Below are 20,530 nucleotides of genomic sequence, written 5' to 3'. Positions count from 1 at the left end.
CTTAGCTGCTCCCACAATGTTGCTCCCACACCATGGCACAGCTAATGGAACACTTTGCCACTAATCAAGGTGTCATCAATCACCAAAAACTGCCCATGCCATTTTTCTGTAGTGACATAAGCGGTATCCCACTCTAGATTAGTGTTGCCCATGGCTTCAAGCTTGGCATAAGGGTCTCCTTGGCCAAGGCCAGCAAACTGCCATTTTGAAAATGTATCGAAGAGCTCGTTTTTGCCGTAAATGCCTGCCCTGCGGGCGGAGAAGTCTTCCATGAGTTTAATATGGTCCACTTGCTCGGCAGTAGACATCACAATTTTTTGCCGACAAGAGGTGAAAAAAGCACGCTTATTATCAGCATCGACTAGTTGAATTAGGCTGTTTCCATAGGTGCTAATATACTCGTCAATGGTCATGGCGTGTTGGTAGCAAGGAGAGGTTTGCACCTTGCTAAAGTCGGTGAAGGGCTTGCCTACACTAAACCCAGCTAACTTCTGCGCAGTTTCATCAAGGTCGCTAACTTGTTGTAGTGTTAAAAATTTTGGTTCGCTATAAGCCGAGTCAATGAGTGCTGCCTGCTGGCCATTAAGGGTTGCTGTAGAAGCAAACTGTGCTCCATTTAAGGAAAATGTAAAGTCTTCGGCAACAATTTCCAACTGGTTAGCTAACGAAATAGGCAACAAAGCTTGGTTGTATTGATAACCCACTAACTTACCTTGGTGAAAACTAAAAACATGATTGCGACCAATAAAAGCCAGTAACTTTGTGTCATTTATCGGCCATAACATAGTAAAACGGCCCAGCTTTTCGAGTACTTGAGCGAATTCATCACCCATTTTAAAAGTAAATATAGAATCCTCGGTGATAATTAAAGTCGGTGTTAACTGCTGAAGCTGTTTTAGGGGGGCTGCTGGTAATGTGAATGAAGTTTCTATATCAAGGTCGTTACTCGTATATTTGAAAACTGTTGATGATAAATAATCAATATTCTCTTTCGTTATTTTAAAACTATCACCGTAGCATTCAGTGACTGATGCGATTTGCGCAATTGTATCAATATTGGATGAGTTCGGATCACGTTTAAAGCTGACAGCCGTTTCCATGATACCCGCATCGGTATTGTCGGCGATATCTTGCAGTTTATGCAGCAGCTTTTCTTTAGTCTGTGTAATTAGCTCATCGTCACTGAATGACCCCATACGGGCTCGATATGTTACTTGTACAGATTGCGCCGAACGCTCGTCAACATGGCACTCACTGGCTCTGGAGTACACGCTGTGTGAGTATGACGAGCATGAATATACAACAGCTAATGCCAATAAGTACTTAACCATAACGGCAATCCCTTTTTATCAAAGTCACTAATGTCTATCTTTTACACAGTGATAATTAAAGTCAATATATCTAGTATTTTTCAGATTTGAATTAGTATCAATAATTAATCATCTTATTGATACTGCAATGGAAATTAAAATAAATTTAATGTAGCATTCCTTTTATAGGAACTTTATAAGGATATAGAAATGTACAAAGGACTTGCTTTGTTTTGCCCATTATTTTGTTTAACGCTATCGGGGTGTGGAGGAAGCGACAGTAACAAGGATGCGACACCTGTTGTAGAGAACACCTCGCAATCGGCCAAGGCTCATGTTGCTGCGGTCACTCAGGCTCAGCGAGGACAACGAATACAGCTTGATGCGACCCAAAGTGTGATCCCTCGTGGCGGCAGTTTTTCTTGCCAATGGCACAGTGTGCCTGAAGATGGCGCAGTTGAACTCACTGATAAAGAGACGTTGAAGCCTACCTTTATACCCACTGTCGCGGGGACTTATCAGCTCAAGCTGGTGATAGACGCTGGCAACAATAATAGCAGTGAAGTGCTAACCACCATTACTGTCGCTGACAGTAGCAATAATACTGCGCCGGTGGCGCGCTTTGAATTGGCGCAAACACATTTTGGTAAGAACGAAACTATTCATTTAGATGCTTCAGCAAGCTTCGATGCGGATAACGATACGCTAAATTATGAGTGGCAAGCACAGCCTCATAATAGCTCTGCCGAGTTTCAACTTAGTGCCCATACCGGCGTTCAGGCATTATTTAAGGCTCAATCAGCGGGCAAGTATACCATTCGCTTAACTGTTGATGACGGTGAGTTACAGCATAGCACCGAAGGCACAGTTACAGTTCAAGAACAATCCTTAGAGCCGGTGATTTCGGCCCCTAGCAGTGTAAAGGTGGGCACCGAAATTAAACTCAGCGCAGCAAATAGCAAGCTGTATGAAGGGGTGGGAATTACTTGGCAGTTAAAGAGTAAACCCCAAGGTAGCAGCGCCGAACTCTCTACTCACGATGCTGTTGAAGCGCTTTTCACTGCAGATGCCGCCGGTACTTATTTAGTACAACTGAGACTCACGGCAAGCAGTGGAGAATATGTTGTGGCAACCAAAGAGATCACCGCAACAGCTAACAATGGCGCGCCCTTTGTTCGCCTATTAAACACTCCAAGCTCAAGCAAAACCTATCAGCAAGTGACGCTCGATGGCTCAGCAACTACAGACCCTGATGGCGATACCTTAGACTTTTTATGGCAAATAGAAGCACCAGAAGGTGCTACATACAGTCTTGAAAATGAAACCAGCGCCAAAGCCACCTTTTTAGCGCAAGACCCTGGCGATTACAAAATAACGCTGCAGGCGTCTGATGGGGCTTTAACGAGCCAAAAGTCATTGATCCATCGTGTCACATCGTCTAATAGTGCGCCTAGTGCTCAAATCGAGCTATCATCGGGCCAAGTGAAGCTTTATAAAACAGCCTCATTTATCGCCAAAGGCCAAGATCCAGATGGTGATGTACTCACTTACCAGTGGCAGTTGATAAATAAACCTGCACAAAGTGAGGCGCAGCTTAGCAATATAGAAAACAATGAAGTAAGCCTCACATTCGATAAGGCAGGTACCTATACGCTGAGCGTAACGGCCTCTGATGGTGAACTCTCGAGCGAGCCTCATGTTATGTCGGTACAGGTTAAAGCGGGCACCAATCGCCAGCCCTATATTCTTGGCATGCAGGTCTTGGATGAGCTAAAAGCGGATCAGCCCATTCGTTTAGTGGTTAACGCAGGCGATCCTGATGGCGACCCGCTGACTTACGAATGGCGAGTCGAGCCGCCAACAAATGCCACTGCCACTTTCTCATCGACAAGTGCAGCACAGACCACGATAACGGTCAGTGATCCAGGTTGGTATTTAGTTGAGGTCTATGCCGATGATGGCATAGTGCGTACGCCCTATCCGCATGCCAAGGTGCTGATAGTCGAGTAGGCAAAGAAAAGGCGGGAATTCCCGCCTTTTTAAGTTAATCGCCCATAAACTTCATCGCCTGCAACAAGTTACTGTAATCATCGCGCCACACAAAGGGTGTGGTTGTACTTGGCCAAGGAGATTGACTAGAGCGCAGCGATACCAAACGCTCAGCGCTGCGGCTAAGCACGACCCAGCGCACATCGTGACCATGGCGCTGTTGCGATTTGCTTTCGTTGTAAACAATGGCTAATTCAAAATGCTCAGCCAAGCCGCGCATCAAAGGTGTTAAATCCAAATGGGTATTGGAAATATGCACCGCCAGCAAGCCGTTATCCTTTAGATGACTAAGATACAGGTCGGTGGCCTCTTGTGTTAGCAAATGCATGGGGATGGCATCGCCGCTAAAGGCATCCAGCACCAGTGCATCAAAACGCTGCGCGGGTTGCTTAGATAAGGTCACGCGACCATCACCTAAGTGATAATGCTGCTGCGCAGCTGAAGCGTTTAAGTAACTAAATTGGCTTTTAGCCGTTGCCAGTACATTGGGGTTAAGCTCGTAGAAATGGTAGTGATCGCCTGGCTTGCCATAAGCAGCCAACGTCCCCGCTCCCAAGCCGATAAAACCGACTTTGGCGTTTGCCGAGAGCTGTGAGAGCATTTGCCCAACCAAGGTTTGCTGTCGGTAGTAACTCTGTGGCTCGCCTTGTCCTGGGCCGCTCAACACTTCCACACCGTGGGTGGTGGTGCCATCAATCAGACGTCGTTCAACGCGGTTGTCGATATTAACTTCAGTCACGGTTAACAAGCCGTAAAAGTTGCGCAAACGGGTAATATCATTACTTTTAAACTGACTGTCTAGCCACAGAAATAACAGCGCCGAGATGGCCACGCCAATAACAGCACTGCCGGCTAACCATGGCGAACTTTGGTGCTGCTTATCAAGTAGCACGGCGACAGCAAACAGCATCAAGGCCATGGCAATGGCTAATGGGTATTCGTAATACAAGGTGAATACGAGGGGCGCAACAAAGGTGATGGCCGCCGTGCCCAAGGCCCCGCCTAGGGCCATTAACAAGTAAAACTGCGTGAGATAATCGGTATTAGGTTTGGCTTTAACCAGCTCACCATGACACACCATGCAAGCGGCAAACAGCACTAAGGAATACAGGACTACTTGGCTGACAATATCGAACTGGCTGCCAATGAAGAACAAAAAGCAGGCGATAAGCGCGCACACCGAAAGGGTCGCCAACCAAAATACCCGATGGTAAAGCTTGGTTGAGTGGAAACATAAAACAAAGGTCAGTAAATACAACGCCAGCGGTAAAAGCCATAAAAACGGCACCGGGGCGACATTTTGTGTAATGGCGTTGGTGCTGGCAGTGAGTATCATCACCCCACAGCCGCTCAGGGCTAACCATAGTAACCATTTGTGATGAAGCCCGCCACGAAACGCACTTTGCTCGGTAGTACCTAATCGCTTCGCCTGATTGTAAAAGCGCGCCATATAACCGAAAAAAACGACGCCAAATGCCACAAATAACCCACTCCAGAGCCACGATTGATGGCCTAAAGCGAACCAAGGCTCAATAGCAAAGGGGTAAGAAAGTAGGGCTAAAAACGAGCCAATATTAGAGTAGCTATAGAGTTTATAGGCATGCTCGTTATCGACTTTTGCCTGCCAGCTTTGCATCAATGGGGCCGTTGCGGCGAGGGCAAAGTAGGGGAAGCCTACAGCAATACTTAGTTGCAATAACACCTGCCAAGCTGGGTGAGCACCCGTTGCGGCTAAGGCTTGGGTGCCAATAGGTAATGCTAGAGCTCCTACGAGCAGCAGCAAGCCGTGGACAATAAACTGATTCTTTAACTTAAAGCGGCTTGAGAGTAGGTGCGCATAGCCGTAACTGGCCAATAAAAAGGCTTGAAAAAACAACAGGCAAGCGGTCCATACTTGGGTGCCGCCGCCAAAGCTTGGTAACAGCATTTTGGCCATGATCGGCTGGACTTGAAACAGTAAAAAAGCACTGAGAAATACAAGAATAATTGCAAGCATAGGGGGTGAATGAGTACGTGAGCGAAAAAACGCCCGCTAATGTACCATGTTTAACCATAATGGGGAAAAGGAGCTGTACAGTCGCTCATGTTGCTCTTACTTTGGCCTATACTCAAGCAGGATGTCACAATCACAACAGGGAAACGCTATGAAATATATACTGTTACTCGCTGCATTGATGTTTACTCACAGCGGTTTAGGTGCCCAAGCTAAGTTATTGGAGAGTTTATCCAAAGCACGCATTATTGAGCTCAATCATGTGTGGGATCATAACTCACCGCTTTTGAGTTTTAATCCCCCTTATGCGTTGGCGCTGATGGATAATCATCAAGATACCCAAGGGATGATCCCCGAGCTCTCTTTTGCCGCCGACATTATGTATTTTAGCGGCCAGCATGGCGCGCCCAACCTTGATGCCATTGGCCATATTGGCCACAACGGCCAGGCCTATGGTGGCATCAGCACCGATGCTATCGATGGCGCTCGGGGCCTTAAGGAACTTGGCATTGAGCAATATCCTCGCGAGCGCTTACTTAATCGTGCCGCGTTACTTGATGTGGCGCGTTTTAAAGGGGTGTCACACTTACCTGGCGGATACGAAATTACCGTAAAGGATTTGCAGGATACAGCCAAAGCACAACAGGTTCGCATTAAGGCTGGGATGTCGGTGTTGATCCGCACCGGTTTTGGCCAGTTTTTTAATACTGACAATGCAACTTACCTCGGGCCTCGCCCGGGCCCAGGGCAGAGTGCGGCACAGTGGCTAGCACAGCAACACGTATTCTTAGCAGGCGCTGATCAACTGAGTTTCGAGGTGGTGCCTGAGAGTGGAACGCGTTTTCCCGCACACCGCATTTTACTCGCACAACATGGTATTTATATTGTTGAAAACCTTAACTTAGAAGCGCTCAGCGAGGCGCTTGCAAAGGGCAAAAGCAATGAGTTTATGTTGGTGCTAAACCCGCCTCGTGTTCGTGGAGCTACGGGAATGGCGGTGAACGCTTTTGCTATTTTGCCTTAGGTAAACATATTTGCGCTAACGCCCCACCTTGAGAGTGGTTGGTAAGTGTTAACTCACCGCCTTGAGCTCTAATTATCTCTCTACTCAATACTAATCCAATGCCAGTGCCTTGGGTTTTGGTGGAGTAAAATGGCACAAATAGGTTATCGGAATTATCTATGCCAGGGCCATTATCATACAGCTTGAGTTGCCACTGGTTGTGCTTACTAATCGCTAAGCGTATGCCTTCGGTGCCGCTAAGGGTATTGGCCTGCTCGGCATTACGCACCAAATTAAGCAATGCTTGCTCCAGTTGCTCTGGGTCGATTAACAAACGGCCGCTATGGCTTTGGCAGTCAATGTCTATGTGCGGCAGCAGCACCTGTAAGCGGCTAACCAGCTCGGTGATTGGTATCGCTTGCAGTTGCGGTTGTGGCAGCTGCGATAGCTTTGAATAACTGGCAACAAAGTTGAGTAGATGTTGCGCGCGTTTTTCTATCACCTCAAGCATTTGCGCTTGCAATGAGTGCGCCTGTTGCTGCTCGCGCAGCGACTGGGTTAACGAATAAATTGGCGTCAGCGAGTTACGCACTTCATGATTCAGTACCTTGACCAACTTTTGCCAGGCCTCTTTTTCGGTGTTTCTTAGAGGTTGTTCAATCGACACATAGACCAAAAGTTGATAATGACGAGCGCCTCGCTTTAGGCTATGACAGTCAATTTTGTAGCGTGTTTGATGCTGCCCTTGATGCAACTGCCATTGATGCTGATGACGATATAAGCCAAGCTCTTTGGTCGCTACACCTAGCAGTGAGTCTTGATGATAGTGAGCTAATGCCGCGGGGTTGGCATGATACACCTGAGCATGACCATCAAGCACCACCACTGGCGAGTGCAGCTCGTTTACCAAGTCAAACACAAAGCTTTCGTGGTGCGCGTATTCTGCACGCTTATTACTAATGCGGGTAGCAATACGGCGCAAATCCTCTTTCAAAGCATAAATGCGCCCATGTCGATACCGGGCAAAATGCCACACTGTAAATTCCTCACTTGCGAGGCTATCTAGCTGCACCGCGACGCTATCAAAAGCGTCGAACACGGTTTGATACAAACTACAGAGTGCCCAAATACAGGGGCCTAAAACCAGCAATAGCAGCGTTACTTGGCTCAGTGTATCCAATCGCAGGTAAACACCGATGGCCAATAACAGCACCAATAGGGTGCCTAGCGGGATGGCTGCAAGGATGATAAAGCGTCGCTCTAAAGAGCTTGAGCGCGCCATTATTGGTTGCCCAGCTGATATTTATCTAAGCGTCGGTACATGGCGGATTTGCTCAACCCTAAAAACTCACCGGCGGCGACCACATTACCGTCAAAATGAGCGATGGCGTTGCTGATCATGCGTTTTTCCGCTTCCTCTAAGTTCATTAGCGGTAGGCTCGAATCAATATCTTGGTGAGGTTGCAAGACGATATGCTCAGCGCTGAGGCTATCAGCGTCGCTCATGATCACACTGCGCTCCAACACATGTGAGAGCTCGCGCATGTTTCCTGGCCACTGATAAGCGCTAAGTTTGTCTAGGGCACAGCTGTTTAAGGTTTTTACAGGCAGCTGGTAACGCTGGCAGTGGATGCGAATAAAATGATCGGCAAGGCTGGCGAGCTCGTCACTGCGTTGGCGCAGCGGCGGCAAAGTAAGGACCAAGGTATTGAGTCGGTACAGTAGGTCTTGGCGAAAATCACCGTCGGCAATAGCCGCTTGTAAATCCGCATTAGTGGCAGAGATCACCCGCGCATCGCTGTGCAAGGTGGTGGAGCTGCCAAGCACTTCGTATTCGCCACTTTCTAATACCCGTAATAACTTCGCTTGCAGCGCCAGGGGCAAGGTGCCTATTTCATCTAAAAACAAAGTGCCCGATTGCGCTAGGGTAAAGCGCCCGGTACGCGCTTCTTTGGCATCGGTGAACGCGCCTTTACTGTGGCCGAATAACTCACTTTCGAAGAGGTTCTCCGGGATAGCGGCCATATTGACGCTGACAAAGGGCGCATCGGCTTTATCGCTATGCTGGTGGATGAGCTTAGCCAGCATGCTTTTACCGGTGCCATTCTCACCGGTAATGAGTACATTGGCGTTGGTTGCAGCAATACGCTTGGCGTTTTCAATCAAGGTTTGCGTCTTTTTTGAAAAGGCCAGAAAGCGGTCATTGGCCTCGCTATTGTCATGAGGCAAATGCTTGCGCACAGCATTTACTAAACGGCGGTTTTGCCAGGGTTTTTCAACAAAATCACAAGCCCCTAATTGCATTGCTTTGACGGCTAATTCGACATTGGCATAGGCGGTGATCACCACCACTGCGATGCGCCGAGAACATTGCCGCAAGCTATCGAGAAAGGCCAAGCCTTCTTTGCCAGAGGTGGTGTCTTTGGTGAAATTCATGTCCAGTAAGACTAAATCAACCTGATGGCGGTTAAGCTGGCTGAGCGCGGCTGTGGGAGAGTCAGCCTCTATGCAGTGGTGATTATCACTCTCAAGCGCAATGCGGGCGCTTAGGCGCACATCGCTCTGATCGTCAATTATAAGTATACGTGCCATGTACAGGGTATTCCTAATAACTAAGGGGCGCAGGGCCCCCTGATTCTTTATTGTTGTTTTAATGCCGCCATGGGCTTGTCGTGTATTAGTTGTCGCATGGGCCAGATGACCGAAGCCAGTGCGAAAACGATAATTGCAGCGCTGACGAAAAGCAACCACAGCGGATTGAGAGACAGCCACAGCATCACCGACTGTTGAAATAGGACGTAACCGCCCAAGGATACTCCCAGGGCCAATAAAAATGCAGCAACCAACGGCATAATAGTATCCTTAATAAGTTGACGATATAACAATTTACGTTTGGCACCTAAGGCCATGCGCATACCCAGTTCATAGCGACGTAATCTGAGGTTATAACTGAGCACCCCATAAATACCGATACCGGCGAGCAACAGGGTAAATACGCCCAGTGCAGTGCACAGCATCAAGGTCACTTTGTCTAAATGAGTGATGGCTGCGTATTGCTCCTCTAAAGACTTAAAAGTCCATATGCCGGCACGGTTACTGACCTGCTGCATGGCTTGAAATACTGTTTCTCTTTGCAGCTGCTGGCCGGGCTGCATCTCTATCATGATCGCAAAGCCATAAGGCTGAGCAGGCCACCATAAATGCCGTCCTAGGTCCTCATCATAGAACTTGGGGTGGTTAAAGTTTTCGGTGATGCCAACCACTTCTACTGGGTTGTCAGGGTCGAAGCTGTAAAACTTCTCGCCAATCAGTGAGCCTTCCGGCTTAAGCAAATCATTCACTGCCTTGGTGACCAAGAACTCATGCTTTTCGCCGCGAATAGCCGCCTCACTAAAATTACGGCCCTCAATAATTTTCAACCCGGTAAATTCGAAGTAATCTTGGCCAACCCAAGTTTGCGGGATGAAAATAGAGCCTGTGCCGGACATATCGGTAATGGTGCTGGCGCGTTTGCCTCTATCAACTGGGCTTTGCCCGTGTGCAACCGCTTTGACTCCGGGAATTTGCTCTGCGGCGTGAAGGAATTTTTGTAAATCATCGTAGCGTTTACTGAGCTCATCCCGATTTTTTTCGATAAACACCATCACCTGGTAAATGTTATCAACTCGGCTACCCAGTGGCCGCTGCAATGTTTCCACACTTTTGTGCAGCACCATGGTCGCCGTTATCACTAAACTGGTGGCGAGGAACAGCTGAATAGCAATCATCCATTTTACGGTGCGCATGCTAACTTGGCTGACCGCCCCTTTACCAGAGGACTGTACCTGTGAGCGTAACTGCTTAAAGTTAATCAGGCGACTGGTGATCCAAGCAAAGAGCAAGGCCAATAAGATGCAGAGAATCAGTGCGCTGGAAACCACGGTAATATCAATGCCGACGGTGTGAACCAGTGGCAAATGCCCGCTGCTCACCCACTTAAAGAGCTTCACGCCCCAGGCGGCGATAAATAAGGCGATGGCTACGGCGGAGGCCATAAGCACGAAGGTTTCACTTAAAATACTGGCAAAGAGGGTTTTACGTTTAGCCCCCAACACCGCTTGCAATGCCAGTGTTTTATGTTTGGCTACGGCGCGGGCAATGAATAAATTGCTGACATTTAACAGCGCAATAAGCACTAACCCTGTGACTCCGGCAAGGAGCATAATCGCCAAATCGTCGTTGTCGCCCAACTCGGCTTGGCGAAAGGGAGTGACAATGGGTTTGAGGTCATCCAGTTCATCAAACTCCTCTTTCCACTGCGCTTTAATTTCCTGAATATTTTGGTAAAGCTCGGCTTCAGTTGAAGCTTTGGTGGCCCCTGGTTTAAGCACGCCCACTAGTTTCATACCCCGAAATAGGTTCCACCAAGCGCTTGGGTTGTCATCGTTAAAGTAGCGCGCATCCGCGCTAAATTTGAACCACAGCTGATTGTCACCCCGGTTGAACATATAGGGATCTTGGTAGTTTTTGGCAACCACACCGACAATGCGATAGTGCTTATCTAGCTTCACTAAGGTTTGCCCAATCACATTGTCATCGCCGCCGTAATAACGTTGCCAAAAGTCATAAGAGATCAGCACTTCATCCAGCGGCTCCTGCACACGCTGTTGTCGGCTCATATGCTGTCCTAATGCTAAAGGCACACGAAACAGCTCAAAGTAGCCGTCACTGGCATAGGTGATGGCGATACGTGGCTCCCCTGGCAGGTTACTGATGACATCTTCACCGGAGTTCACTAAGGCCTGGCGGCTAAAGGAGGTTTGTGTTTCATACCAATGCAGCACCGATTGAAAACTTTGAAACCCCGGGCTGTTGTAATCCGGGTAGATATTGTCTTGCTCGACAATGACTAAACGTGATTCTTGTTCAACATTGAGGGGCGCCACAAAATAGCTACTGAATAAGCTCATCACCACGAAAAAACACGCCAGAGTGATGGCTAAGGTTGCGACTACCGCAGCAACAAAACCGGGCGTTTGGCGCAGCGACAGCAGAGCCATATGTAAATGCATGCGTAAGCGGGTCATCATACGGCCTCCAGCTCGGTATTGGCCTCACTGCTCAGGCCTGCATCACGATGCATCATTTCGCCATCGAGTAATTTGATTTGTTTTTTGGCGTAACCGGCATAGCGGGGGTCGTGGGTGACCATGCATATGGTGGTGCCTTGCTGGTTTAGCTCGCTCAACAAAGCCATTACCGCATCGCCATTTTTAGAATCGAGGTTGCCGGTTGGCTCATCGACCAGCAAGATACTGGGTGTGCCCGCCAGCGCCCGAGCGATGGCGACACGCTGCTGCTGACCACCACTGAGTTGGTTTGGGCGATGCCCGGCGCGGTGGCTGATCTCCACTTGGGCGAGCGCGTGCTCCACACGTTGGCGTATTTCATCTTTACTTAAGGCCGGCTCGCGGTACTGCAAGGGTAAAGCCACATTGGCAAAGACACTCAGCTCATCAATAAGGTTAAACGATTGAAAAATGAACCCTATATGCAAGTTTCTTAGTTCGGCTTGGGTATCCATATCGAGGCTTTGGGTGTCCACGCCCTCAATGTAATAGCGGCCAGCGCTAATATCATCGAGCAGCCCCATTAGGCTCAACAGGGTGGATTTGCCACAGCCAGAAGGGCCGCTGATGGCAACATAATCGCCTTTATAGATTTTGAGGTCGATATTGCGTAGCGCATGGGTTTCGACATCGTCGCTGGTGTATACCTTCGACACTTGTTGTAATTCAATGATTGGCTTGGTTTGCATAATGACATCCTGTTAATGGGAAACGGTTGTTAGTTTTTGTAAGTGCATGTATTCGCCCATATCCGAAATCACAACTTGGGTGCCAGCGGGCAACGCGCTGCGCAGCTCAATGCTGTCTCCTGCGAGTTTACCAAACTCCAGCTCGGCTTGGACTAATTGATTTGCGGCGGGGTCGACGATAAACAATGGGCGCCTTTGCTCGGCATCGACATAACTGGGGCGGCGCAAGTGCCGAGCATGCTCTAAGGTATCGGTGATGATCTCGCCTTCGATGGTCAACGCTGGGCGGGCGTTGCTAGGTAAATCCGCTGCCAGCTCCAGCTCGATGGCAACGCGGCCGTCACGGACAATCGGGTCGATGCGGCTGACCTGTGCAGCTACTGTATCCGTAAAGGTATCGATGATCGCCTGCTGGCCGACCACGATCTGACTGGCATCGCGCTCGTTGACCAGCAAATCGGCTAGCAATTCATGTTCACTGCCAACCACGGCCAGCGGTGCGCCCACTTGAACCGATTGACCTTGTTCCACCTGCAGTTGTTGCAGCATGCCATTGATGCCGGCACGCACCTGCAATTTGTCGACATCGGCTTGGGCACTGGCAAAGGCTAAACTAAACTCCTCAACCAATTCACTCTCAACATCTAAGCGCTTTTGATGTAAAGCCTGCATCTGCTGCATTTGTTGTTCGCTCAACGCTACCCGCTCACTCAGCTGCGCAACGCGTAGCTGCGAGCGCTTATGATCAAGCATAGAGACGATGCCCTCGGCTATGAGCTGGCCTTCAGCTTGAGCGCGTAGTTTGGCTCCGGCGAGCTCGCTTTTTAGCAAGGTGAGGTTACCTTGGGCAGTGAGTTGCTCGCTTTGCTGGGCAAGCTTTAATGCCTCAAAGTTGGCTCGTTGTCGTGCTAAAGCAAGACGGGCTCGATTTAATCGCTGCTCCAAGCTCGGGTTGCTAAGGCGTAAAATAACATCGTCTTTGGTGACGCGTGCGCCGGGGCGTAATACCACCTGCTCAACTTGGGCTTGGTGGTTGGCGGTTAAAAACCGTGTATATTTAGAGCGCAATTCGCCATACCCCGATACCTGAGTATTGAGAGGGCCTTGCTGCACGGTGGCAAGCGTCAGGGCATTGAGATCAATACTTTGGCTGCGCCATGAAAAGCCGATACTCGCCGTTATGATGATCAGAACAGCCAAGGCTGCCCCATAAATTAAAGGCCGGCGCGAGGAGGTTTTGTTTTTCGCTAAGCTGTGTTTGATGTCCATAGATGACAACAGGTTAATGAATACGATACCTAGCCTTTAGCGAAAGCTATGCCAGTTTTTAACACTATGAAATATATAAGTATTTTATATACGTGGCGCTGGTTTTTCCCGCCTGTGGGAGAGCGCAATAGTAAAAGTGGGAATTGAGTGACTCATCAAAGGGAGCGAGTGAGCGGCTTTAGCCTCGTGCAGCCGCTGCACCGTAATATACTAGTTATTCAGTTAGCTATGTCGATCTATTAGGTTACAACCAAGGGCACCATGCTCATAATGGTCAGAACGCACAAGGTGGCGTAAAAGGTTCGTGTACGCTTTTCGGTCGTCAGTAGGGCCGCAGCCTTTTTACCGAGCCACACCCAACAAAGATTAGCGAACAGCCCGACGATGATAAATATGGTGATAATACACGCGACTGACAGCCAATAATGAGTGCTTTGGCTAAAGCTTGCAATGACGGTCATACTGGCGGTCCAGGATTTGATATTTACACACTGGAATACCGCCGCTTGGGTTACAGAAAATGGACTGCTACTGCTAGGTGTGTTGCCTATCTTTTGGTGACGCAGCATTGCCAAAGCCAGCCAGAGCATATACCCCAGCCCTAGATATTTTAGTGTGGCAGCCAGTATGGGGCTTGTTGTTAGGATGGAGCTGAAACCGCTGGCGCATACTAGCAGCATGACACTCAGGCCCAAGCGAATGCCTATTAAATGTGACACAGTTTTACGTATCCCAAACTGGGCGCCAGAGCCGGCGAGCAACAGGTTATTGGGTCCTGGCGTGATAGCAACAAAAAGCGTAAATAGGGCTAAAGAAAACATAACGGTTAAGGTCATAGCGGCTCCTGTATGGGTGAACGAGCCTATGCTAAGCAATTTTTTACGCAAAGAGAGAGCATTGATGCGTCACCATGACATTTAAACTATTCACTTTAACGCAGCCCTCACATATTCTTGTTAGTTAATAAAAGTGTCTGGGTAACATTGGAGGCAGGGTGCTCCCGCAATTGCATGGGCGCAAGGGCCCAAAATATAAAGCGTTGGCTGAAGCCTACGCGGATATGATTGATAACGGTGAAATCAAAGCGGGAACTAAGCTTCCCTCACAGCGTATCCTTTCTTACCAATTAGGGGTTACCGTAGGCACGGTCACGCGCGCTTACCAGGAGCTGTCTTTATTAGGCAAAACGTTGTCAGTCGTGGGCAGCGGTACTTATGTTAAGGAAGCACTCAGTGCTGATAGCTATTACCACCCCCTTGATTCTCAGCAGGGCATCGATCTGTCGCTGTGCCGACCACTGATCGTCAGCCAACAGCAGCACCTACATAACGCTTTGCAGCAGATGCTGGGACAACCACAAGCACAATCAGCCATCTTGGATTATTTCAGTGCCGATGGTTTGTGCGGCCACAGTGATACCTTGCGACAGTGGCTTAATCAGCGTTGGCATAGCAAGTTAACGCCAGAGCGGGTGCAATGGACATATGGGGGCCAGCATGGTTTAAGCGTTATCCTTCAAGCTTTGACTCGCAGTGGCGATACGGTGCTCACTGAAGGGTTATGCTATGGGGAGTTTATTCATAGTTGTGCGCAACTAGAGCGCCGTCTTCAGCCCGTGGCGATAGACGAGCAGGGCTTGGTAGCAGAGGATTTATTACTGCAATGTCAGCGTCATCGGCCACGATTGCTATACCTTACTGCTAATGTTCAAAACCCAACGGCGGTGCAACTTAGTGCGCAACGTCGTCTGGAAATAATTGATATTTGCCGGCGCTTTGATGTATTGATCATCGAAGATGGCGTGATGTACTGCCCACCTGAACAGCGGCAGCTGCCGCTCGTTAGCATAGCGCCTGATATTACTGTTTATGTTGGCAGCTTCTCTAAATACTTTGCCGGTGGTGTTCGTGTCGGCTATTTAGTGTTGCCAGCTAATTTACGGGTGCCGCTATTAAAAGCACTTCGCTCCACGTGTATGCATGTCAGTCCGATACTTATCGATCTTATTTGCCGCTGGCTATGTAGCGGTGCCATGGAGGAAGTTGATAACCACATTGCGATGGAACTGCGGGCTCGCTACCGGATTCTAACGCAACATCTAGAGCGCCCTGCAGATCATGTTATCCAGGGCTTCAATTATTGGTTAACACTACCGCCACAGCATCAAGCCGAGCAGGTTACTAAACAATTATATGAGCTCGGAGTGAGGGTACGCTCGGGACAACAGTTTTGCGTTGGCGGTTATGGCCAGGCTAATGCCATTCGACTTTCGCTGACCGGGCCAAAAACCCGCGATGAGTTGCGTGCAGGGTTAGAAATCGTGCGCTCCTGTGTGCGTTAGCCGCACAATGAGAGTTCGGTAGATATGACGCGCGAAATCCGTACGCTTTAAGGTGGGAGTATGCTGAGAGCGATAAACTGTAAACCCCCTTTCCATTACCCAAGCGCGAAGCAGAGTTATCTATAGATTTTCAACATAGAAATGAAGAGGCTTTTTGGGCGATTTCAACGCTGAGCGCTCTTGGTGCCTTCTAAATTGAAAGCCTTAGCGGCAGTTGTGCTGTTTTAAAGAAGAAAAAGGAGCCAATGCTCCTTTTTTGTGTAAGACCTAGTTTAATAACAGCTCATGCAATACTTTGAGCTCATTGGCATTTAATAAAGAGAGCCACAGCTCACTATTGAAGCTCAAGTTATACCATTTCTGGTTCCAACCGCCATGGCACCCGTAAGGAATCAGCTTGATGTTGGTGCGATCAAAGTCCAAGCACTTACTGGTTGAGACGTTTTTAATAACCCAAGGGTTGGTTGCATTAAATAGCCACTGTTGGGCGGTATTGCTGGTTGAGCATGATGTTAGATTGACACCACTACCCACCTGCTCGGCGCATAGCCAAGGCGTGGCGACTGGATGCAGGCGACCTAAATCGTCAAAGACCCATTGCGTGCGTTGGCCTTGATTATCGTCAGTGCGGGCAACTAACTGCACATTGCTTCCTGCGTTACCATCGTGACTAAAAAAGTAGTTATTACCATGTATCTCACTGCCTGATAATGTCAGGTCACTGCTATCGCTCAACCCTTCGGCTAACAAGTGCGTCAGCACGCGTTGTTTAAAGGTCGGTGCGTCTAACCCTTGAGCTTGGGCATGGGCAATGAGTGCGCGCAGGCCTTGCACCGCTGCTTCCAAGTTATGAATACGCGTTAACTTGGCACGGCTAGACTCACTCAAATTAGGTAATAGCTCCGTTAGTTCATAGCTTGCCACTTTATAGGCAACACTGGCAGGTAAGAAGCTGGCATCGTCGCTTAGCGCCTGTAGCTCGGCCTCGATTTCTTCGAACTCGCGATCTTTCAATTGCTTAAAGCCGTGTTCTTGACCAACTTGGGCAACGACCGGTAGTTCAGGAATAAGCCCGTTGAACTGAGTGCGGGTGAGTTCTACATCAGTGCCATCTCTGCGGCAAGTGAGCACCGCTTGGGTGGGCTTAAATTGCGCCTCTACATTAAAGTGCAATTGGTTGATGGAATTACTCGCATGGCGTGTTGCTGATACTTTGATCTGCCGCTGCTCACCGGCCGCATTACTGACACTCACCCAGCATTCATCGTCGCTAGCACTCAAATCGGGCGCTGGTAAATCGTATATATTACCGTAATTGCCATGAAACACTGGGTAGATGAGAGCGTTATTGCCATCGGGATCGTATCCCCCAAGAATCGTCGCCACCGGGACTCCTACCTTAACAGGCGCTGGATGTGAGGAAATGTGCTGTGTGTAAGTGCCGCTGTCACTATCCCACTTTTTATAGCCAGACTCGTAGCTAGCATCCGGTACCGGGAAGCCAGCGACATTATTTTGAATAATACGAGCTGTAAAGCCGGTGTAATAGGTATACACAGAGAAAGGCGAATTCTCCCACCCGCCAGACATGGCGTCTTTATGAAAGCCAAAAGTATTATCGCTGTTAATAGTCGTGATATTGGCACGCATACGTTTGCGATGAGCTATCCATCCCCAGCCACTGTCACTGTGGTGCACAGCCCAGCGTCCATCGGTGGTCAGTCCTTGCCCAGGGTAGTGGCCCAAGCCATAAGCGTGGCCCCATTCATGGCTGGCCTCATTGCCCCATGAGGAAACAAGAGTGCCAATTCCGTTACCGCCACTTAAGCCGTGTTTGATACGTCCGTTAGTGTATTGCCCCCATGCGTGATGGTTGGTGATTTGCTTGAACACATGGCTGTAGCGTTGGTTCATACTGTTGCTGGTATAGCCATAATCGGCCATATTTATGCCCACGCTGACTTGAGATTTTGCGACATCGCCACGCATATCACCGGAGTAAATGCCGCCCTCAACAGCACTCGACACATCACGCTCTTTGTCGTAAATGGTCCCATCGCGAATGATCACTTTATCCAGTTCTTGGCCATCGTAGCTAGCGAGCACGAGACTGGAGATAGGCAGCGTTTGAAAATAGTCGGTGGCAGCAGAAACAGGATCGCGCAGTGTCCAATGACCATTGCTTTCATCGTAGTATGTCAGCATCCCCAAGCGAATACTTTTAAATACCATGTGCGAAGCATCGGCGATATCAATACTGTCCGCGCTCAGAGTGCCTGAAGCTTGCCCGGAGGAGAACTCAATAGAGAGTCCATTTCTAACATGCTGCCAAGGTAAAATTGCCCACCAAGCATTAGTGGAATAGGCGACACCGTCACCGCCTTGAAAATCAGCGCGAGGCAAGGTGTTGGGGTGATTCAAATCAAGGTCTAAAACGGCTTGACCATCTAAGGCTATTTTGGCACTAACACCGTCAATGTTTTCGCCATCATGTGGTAAATAAAGTATCAAAGCCTCACGCTGAGCAACCACACTCGGCATGTACCGAGACAGTGTTTCATCACTGCTGTTGCGCTGATAATTATTGTTAGGTGCGACTGCATGTGACTGCACAAATTGAATTTCTGCTGCCAGCTCACCACTTAGATCATCCCGAAGCTGGCGAGGCTGGTAACTGTAATCGCGAGCATAGAAATCGATAACATCGCGGCTTAGGTAGGTATTGTGATCTTCAATTGCTATCTCGCCGCTAAACAGCCATTGCTGCTCGTCAGAGGCCACTTTTACTTCGATGTTAAACACCCCAGGGTGGGTTGGTTTGCCCGTCACCGTGTGATGTTGGGGGTCATAGCTTAGCCAAGAGGGGATGTTTAGCACTTCATAGCGGTAGTCGCCACTGGGTAGTGCGTAGTTTACCTGTGCGTAATACGCCGCTGTCGTAATGCCCGAAGGTAAGTTTAAGGGTTTGTTGATTGTATCGGCTTTCGCTTTTACCTGCAGCTCACCGCGATACAGGTAAACTTTGCCATCGCCGGTGACGCAAATCGCAACAGGGCTATTGCCCGCACTTAATGGCACACCAGATAAAACCTGCGTTTGCGCATTAAAATTAAGCCATCCCGGCGCTTGCTCAAGCTCATAGCTGTACTGCGCTGATGGCAGTTGAAAATCAACGGTATGACTGTAAGCCTGCCCTTCATCAGCCATGGGTAGAGCAAGCGGTTTGTTAAGCACTGTGGTTGTTCCAGAGACATCTATTTCACCGTATAGACGCCATGCCTGTAGGCCATTGCTGGCGTAGATAACCACATCTTGACTGCTACTATTGCTAACAACCCCAGACAGCCGCAACGAGGCGGGATCGAACGATGCCCAAAAAGGCAACGTTTTTGCTGTATAAGTGTAATCACCCTCAGGCAAAGAAGCTGAAATGGTATGCTCATAATCTGCTCCCACCGAGGCAGAGGGCAAAGTCAGTGCCACCGACTGAGCTTCAGTCACTTGAATCACGCCCTTGAACGAGAAGGTCTGTTCATTTTGATACGCATTAAGGGCAAATACAAAAACGCCCGCAGAGGTCGGCGTGCCGGACAAGCGCTGTTCTGAGGTGTTAAATTGCAACCATTGCGGCTTGCTCGTGACCTGGTAGTCATAGTTTCCTGCAGGTAACGCAAGATCCAAGAGGTGTGAGTAAGGTTCATTTTTGATGCCGTTAGCAAGGGGAATGATGGTGGCTGCGTTATCGCCATGAGGTTGAATCGGGATAACCCCTGAGAGACGCCAAATATGGGCGTGGTCGATGGCATCGATAACAACGTTATACAGGCCTTCATTGCGCGGAACGCCTTTGAGAGTGTGTGTTTGCTCAGAAAAAGATAGCCAATTTGGTAGCGTCTCGGCACTAAATGTATAGTCGCTTTGGGGTAAATCAAAGGTCAGCTGTTGCTCATAAGTCGCGCCGATTAAACCACTGGCAAACGCCATTGGCTTAGCGATTAGAGTGCGCACTGGCAAGGTCGATTCAAATCGCCACGTAGCCTGAGTGCCCTCTGCGACAATCACGAATTGAGCTAGTTCGTTGCTAGTAGCCGTGCCACTGAGCGTAAGTGTTTGCGAATCGAAACTTAACCAGTCAGGCAATTGCTCTGCACTATAAGTGTATTGCCCCTCGGGTAAATCTAAAGTGAGCTGATAGGAATACGGCTCATTAGTCATGGCTCCTGCCAAATTCAAAGTCTCAATGTTAACAGGCTGAGCAGCTTGCACTTGTAGATAACCACTGAAGCGCCAACGGTTGTCATCGGCACTCACATTTATCACTACCTGTTCTTTGCTAGCGGCTTGTGGCGTGCCCGAGAGCACCATAGTGGCCTCGTTAAACGTGGCCCAGCTGGGCAGGGATTCCACTTCATATTGATACACAGCGTCAGGTAATTGGAAGGCGATTTTTTGCGTATATTGGACCCCGACTTGGGCGTCATTGAGGCGCAATGATTTTTCTATTACTGCCGTATTATTACCGCCTTGCTCGGTATTTTCCTCTGGCGGAGGAGTTGGTTCTGCGCTGGGCTCACTATCGCCACTGCCACCGCCACAGCCCGCAAGTGTTATTAAAGCAAGGACAAAGAATGTTGTTTTAATTGTTATGTTCACAACTTAATCCAATTCAAAGTTCCAAAAAAAGGAAATGTATTGAATAGAGTTATGACTCTATAGTCAAAAGGTTTTACCTTTTTTGCAATAAACCAATACTAAAGTATATGCTTAA

12 protein-coding genes are annotated in these 20,530 nt (G+C 48.8%); 3 read left to right on the top strand and 9 right to left on the bottom strand.

The window, feature by feature from the left end; translation table 11 throughout:
- Nucleotides 1–41: 41 nt before the first annotated feature.
- Entirely contained in the window at nt 42–1,331 is a 1,290-nt protein-coding gene (locus MHM89_RS04075) for a hypothetical protein (RefSeq protein WP_239408154.1), read from the bottom strand.
- Nucleotides 1,332–1,520: 189 nt separating this feature from the next.
- On the opposite strand from MHM89_RS04075, the gene MHM89_RS04070 reads away from it, so the two are divergent.
- On the top strand, nt 1,521–3,320 hold the full coding sequence (locus tag MHM89_RS04070; protein WP_239408153.1) for a PKD domain-containing protein: 1,800 nt from the start codon (nt 1,521–1,523) through the stop codon (nt 3,318–3,320).
- A 34-nt stretch (nt 3,321–3,354) separates the two neighbouring features.
- Here the strand turns inward: MHM89_RS04070 and MHM89_RS04065 are convergent, their stop codons facing one another.
- A complete protein-coding gene (locus MHM89_RS04065; protein ID WP_239408152.1) occupies nt 3,355–5,355 on the bottom strand; it encodes a fused MFS/spermidine synthase in 2,001 nt (666 codons plus the stop codon).
- Nucleotides 5,356–5,503: 148 nt separating this feature from the next.
- Between MHM89_RS04065 and MHM89_RS04060 the strand changes: the two genes are divergently transcribed.
- A complete protein-coding gene (locus tag MHM89_RS04060; RefSeq protein WP_235418421.1) occupies nt 5,504–6,376 on the top strand; it encodes a cyclase family protein in 873 nt (290 codons plus the stop codon).
- On the opposite strand, the gene MHM89_RS04055 is transcribed toward MHM89_RS04060, so the two are convergent.
- From MHM89_RS04055 to MHM89_RS04030, 6 genes are all read right to left on the bottom strand, one after another.
- Nucleotides 6,363–7,637 (bottom strand): ATP-binding protein, encoded by a 1,275-nt coding sequence (locus MHM89_RS04055; RefSeq protein ID WP_239408151.1) that lies wholly within the window; start codon nt 7,635–7,637, stop codon nt 6,363–6,365. The genes MHM89_RS04060 and MHM89_RS04055 overlap by 14 nt on opposite strands.
- Nucleotides 7,637–8,947: a sigma-54 dependent transcriptional regulator gene (locus MHM89_RS04050; protein ID WP_239408150.1), complete on the bottom strand. Its 1,311-nt coding sequence runs from the start codon at nt 8,945–8,947 to the stop codon at nt 7,637–7,639. Before MHM89_RS04050 ends, MHM89_RS04055 begins: the two co-directional genes overlap by 1 nt.
- 47 nt (nt 8,948–8,994) lie before the next feature.
- Entirely contained in the window at nt 8,995–11,424 is a 2,430-nt protein-coding gene (locus MHM89_RS04045) for an ABC transporter permease (protein ID WP_239408149.1), read from the bottom strand.
- A complete protein-coding gene (locus MHM89_RS04040) occupies nt 11,421–12,152 on the bottom strand; it encodes an ABC transporter ATP-binding protein (protein ID WP_045980072.1) in 732 nt (243 codons plus the stop codon). Before MHM89_RS04040 ends, MHM89_RS04045 begins: the two co-directional genes overlap by 4 nt.
- 12 nt (nt 12,153–12,164) lie before the next feature.
- Nucleotides 12,165–13,352, bottom strand: coding sequence for an HlyD family efflux transporter periplasmic adaptor subunit (locus MHM89_RS04035; RefSeq protein ID WP_239408148.1), 1,188 nt, complete (start codon nt 13,350–13,352; stop codon nt 12,165–12,167).
- A gap of 308 nt (nt 13,353–13,660) precedes the next feature.
- Complete coding sequence (locus MHM89_RS04030; RefSeq protein WP_239408147.1) at nt 13,661–14,257, bottom strand: LysE family translocator; 597 nt, start codon at nt 14,255–14,257, stop codon at nt 13,661–13,663.
- 158 nt (nt 14,258–14,415) lie between these two features.
- Here MHM89_RS04030 and MHM89_RS04025 point away from each other — a divergent pair, with 158 nt between their 5' ends.
- Nucleotides 14,416–15,762, top strand: a complete 1,347-nt coding sequence (locus MHM89_RS04025; RefSeq protein WP_239408146.1) for a PLP-dependent aminotransferase family protein — start codon at nt 14,416–14,418, stop codon at nt 15,760–15,762.
- Nucleotides 15,763–16,029: 267 nt separating this feature from the next.
- On the opposite strand, the gene MHM89_RS04020 is transcribed toward MHM89_RS04025, so the two are convergent.
- The gene (locus MHM89_RS04020) at nt 16,030–20,415 is read right to left on the bottom strand and encodes a putative Ig domain-containing protein (RefSeq protein WP_239408145.1); all 4,386 of its coding nucleotides are present in this window, start codon (nt 20,413–20,415) and stop codon (nt 16,030–16,032) included.
- Nucleotides 20,416–20,530: the final 115 nt, after the last annotated feature.

Source organism: Pseudoalteromonas sp. CNC9-20 (assembly GCF_022347875.1).
GTDB lineage: Bacteria > Pseudomonadota > Gammaproteobacteria > Enterobacterales > Alteromonadaceae > Pseudoalteromonas > Pseudoalteromonas ruthenica.
The sequence above is the reverse complement of the archived record's forward strand: the minus strand, read 5'-3'. Positions and strand labels throughout refer to the sequence as shown.

Excerpts from the sequence above, each read along its gene's own strand:
- MHM89_RS04060 (WP_235418421.1), top strand. The coding sequence starts at position 5,504 with ATGAAATATATACTGTTACTCGCTGCATTGATGTTTACTCACAGCGGT.
- MHM89_RS04045 (WP_239408149.1), bottom strand. The coding sequence starts at position 11,424 with ATGATGACCCGCTTACGCATGCATTTACATATGGCTCTGCTGTCGCTG.
- MHM89_RS04075 (WP_239408154.1), bottom strand. The coding sequence starts at position 1,331 with ATGGTTAAGTACTTATTGGCATTAGCTGTTGTATATTCATGCTCGTCA.
- MHM89_RS04040 (WP_045980072.1), bottom strand. The coding sequence starts at position 12,152 with ATGCAAACCAAGCCAATCATTGAATTACAACAAGTGTCGAAGGTATAC.
- MHM89_RS04065 (WP_239408152.1), bottom strand. The coding sequence starts at position 5,355 with ATGCTTGCAATTATTCTTGTATTTCTCAGTGCTTTTTTACTGTTTCAA.
- MHM89_RS04070 (WP_239408153.1), top strand. The coding sequence starts at position 1,521 with ATGTACAAAGGACTTGCTTTGTTTTGCCCATTATTTTGTTTAACGCTA.
- MHM89_RS04030 (WP_239408147.1), bottom strand. The coding sequence starts at position 14,257 with ATGACCTTAACCGTTATGTTTTCTTTAGCCCTATTTACGCTTTTTGTT.
- MHM89_RS04050 (WP_239408150.1), bottom strand. The coding sequence starts at position 8,947 with ATGGCACGTATACTTATAATTGACGATCAGAGCGATGTGCGCCTAAGC.
- MHM89_RS04055 (WP_239408151.1), bottom strand. The coding sequence starts at position 7,637 with ATGGCGCGCTCAAGCTCTTTAGAGCGACGCTTTATCATCCTTGCAGCC.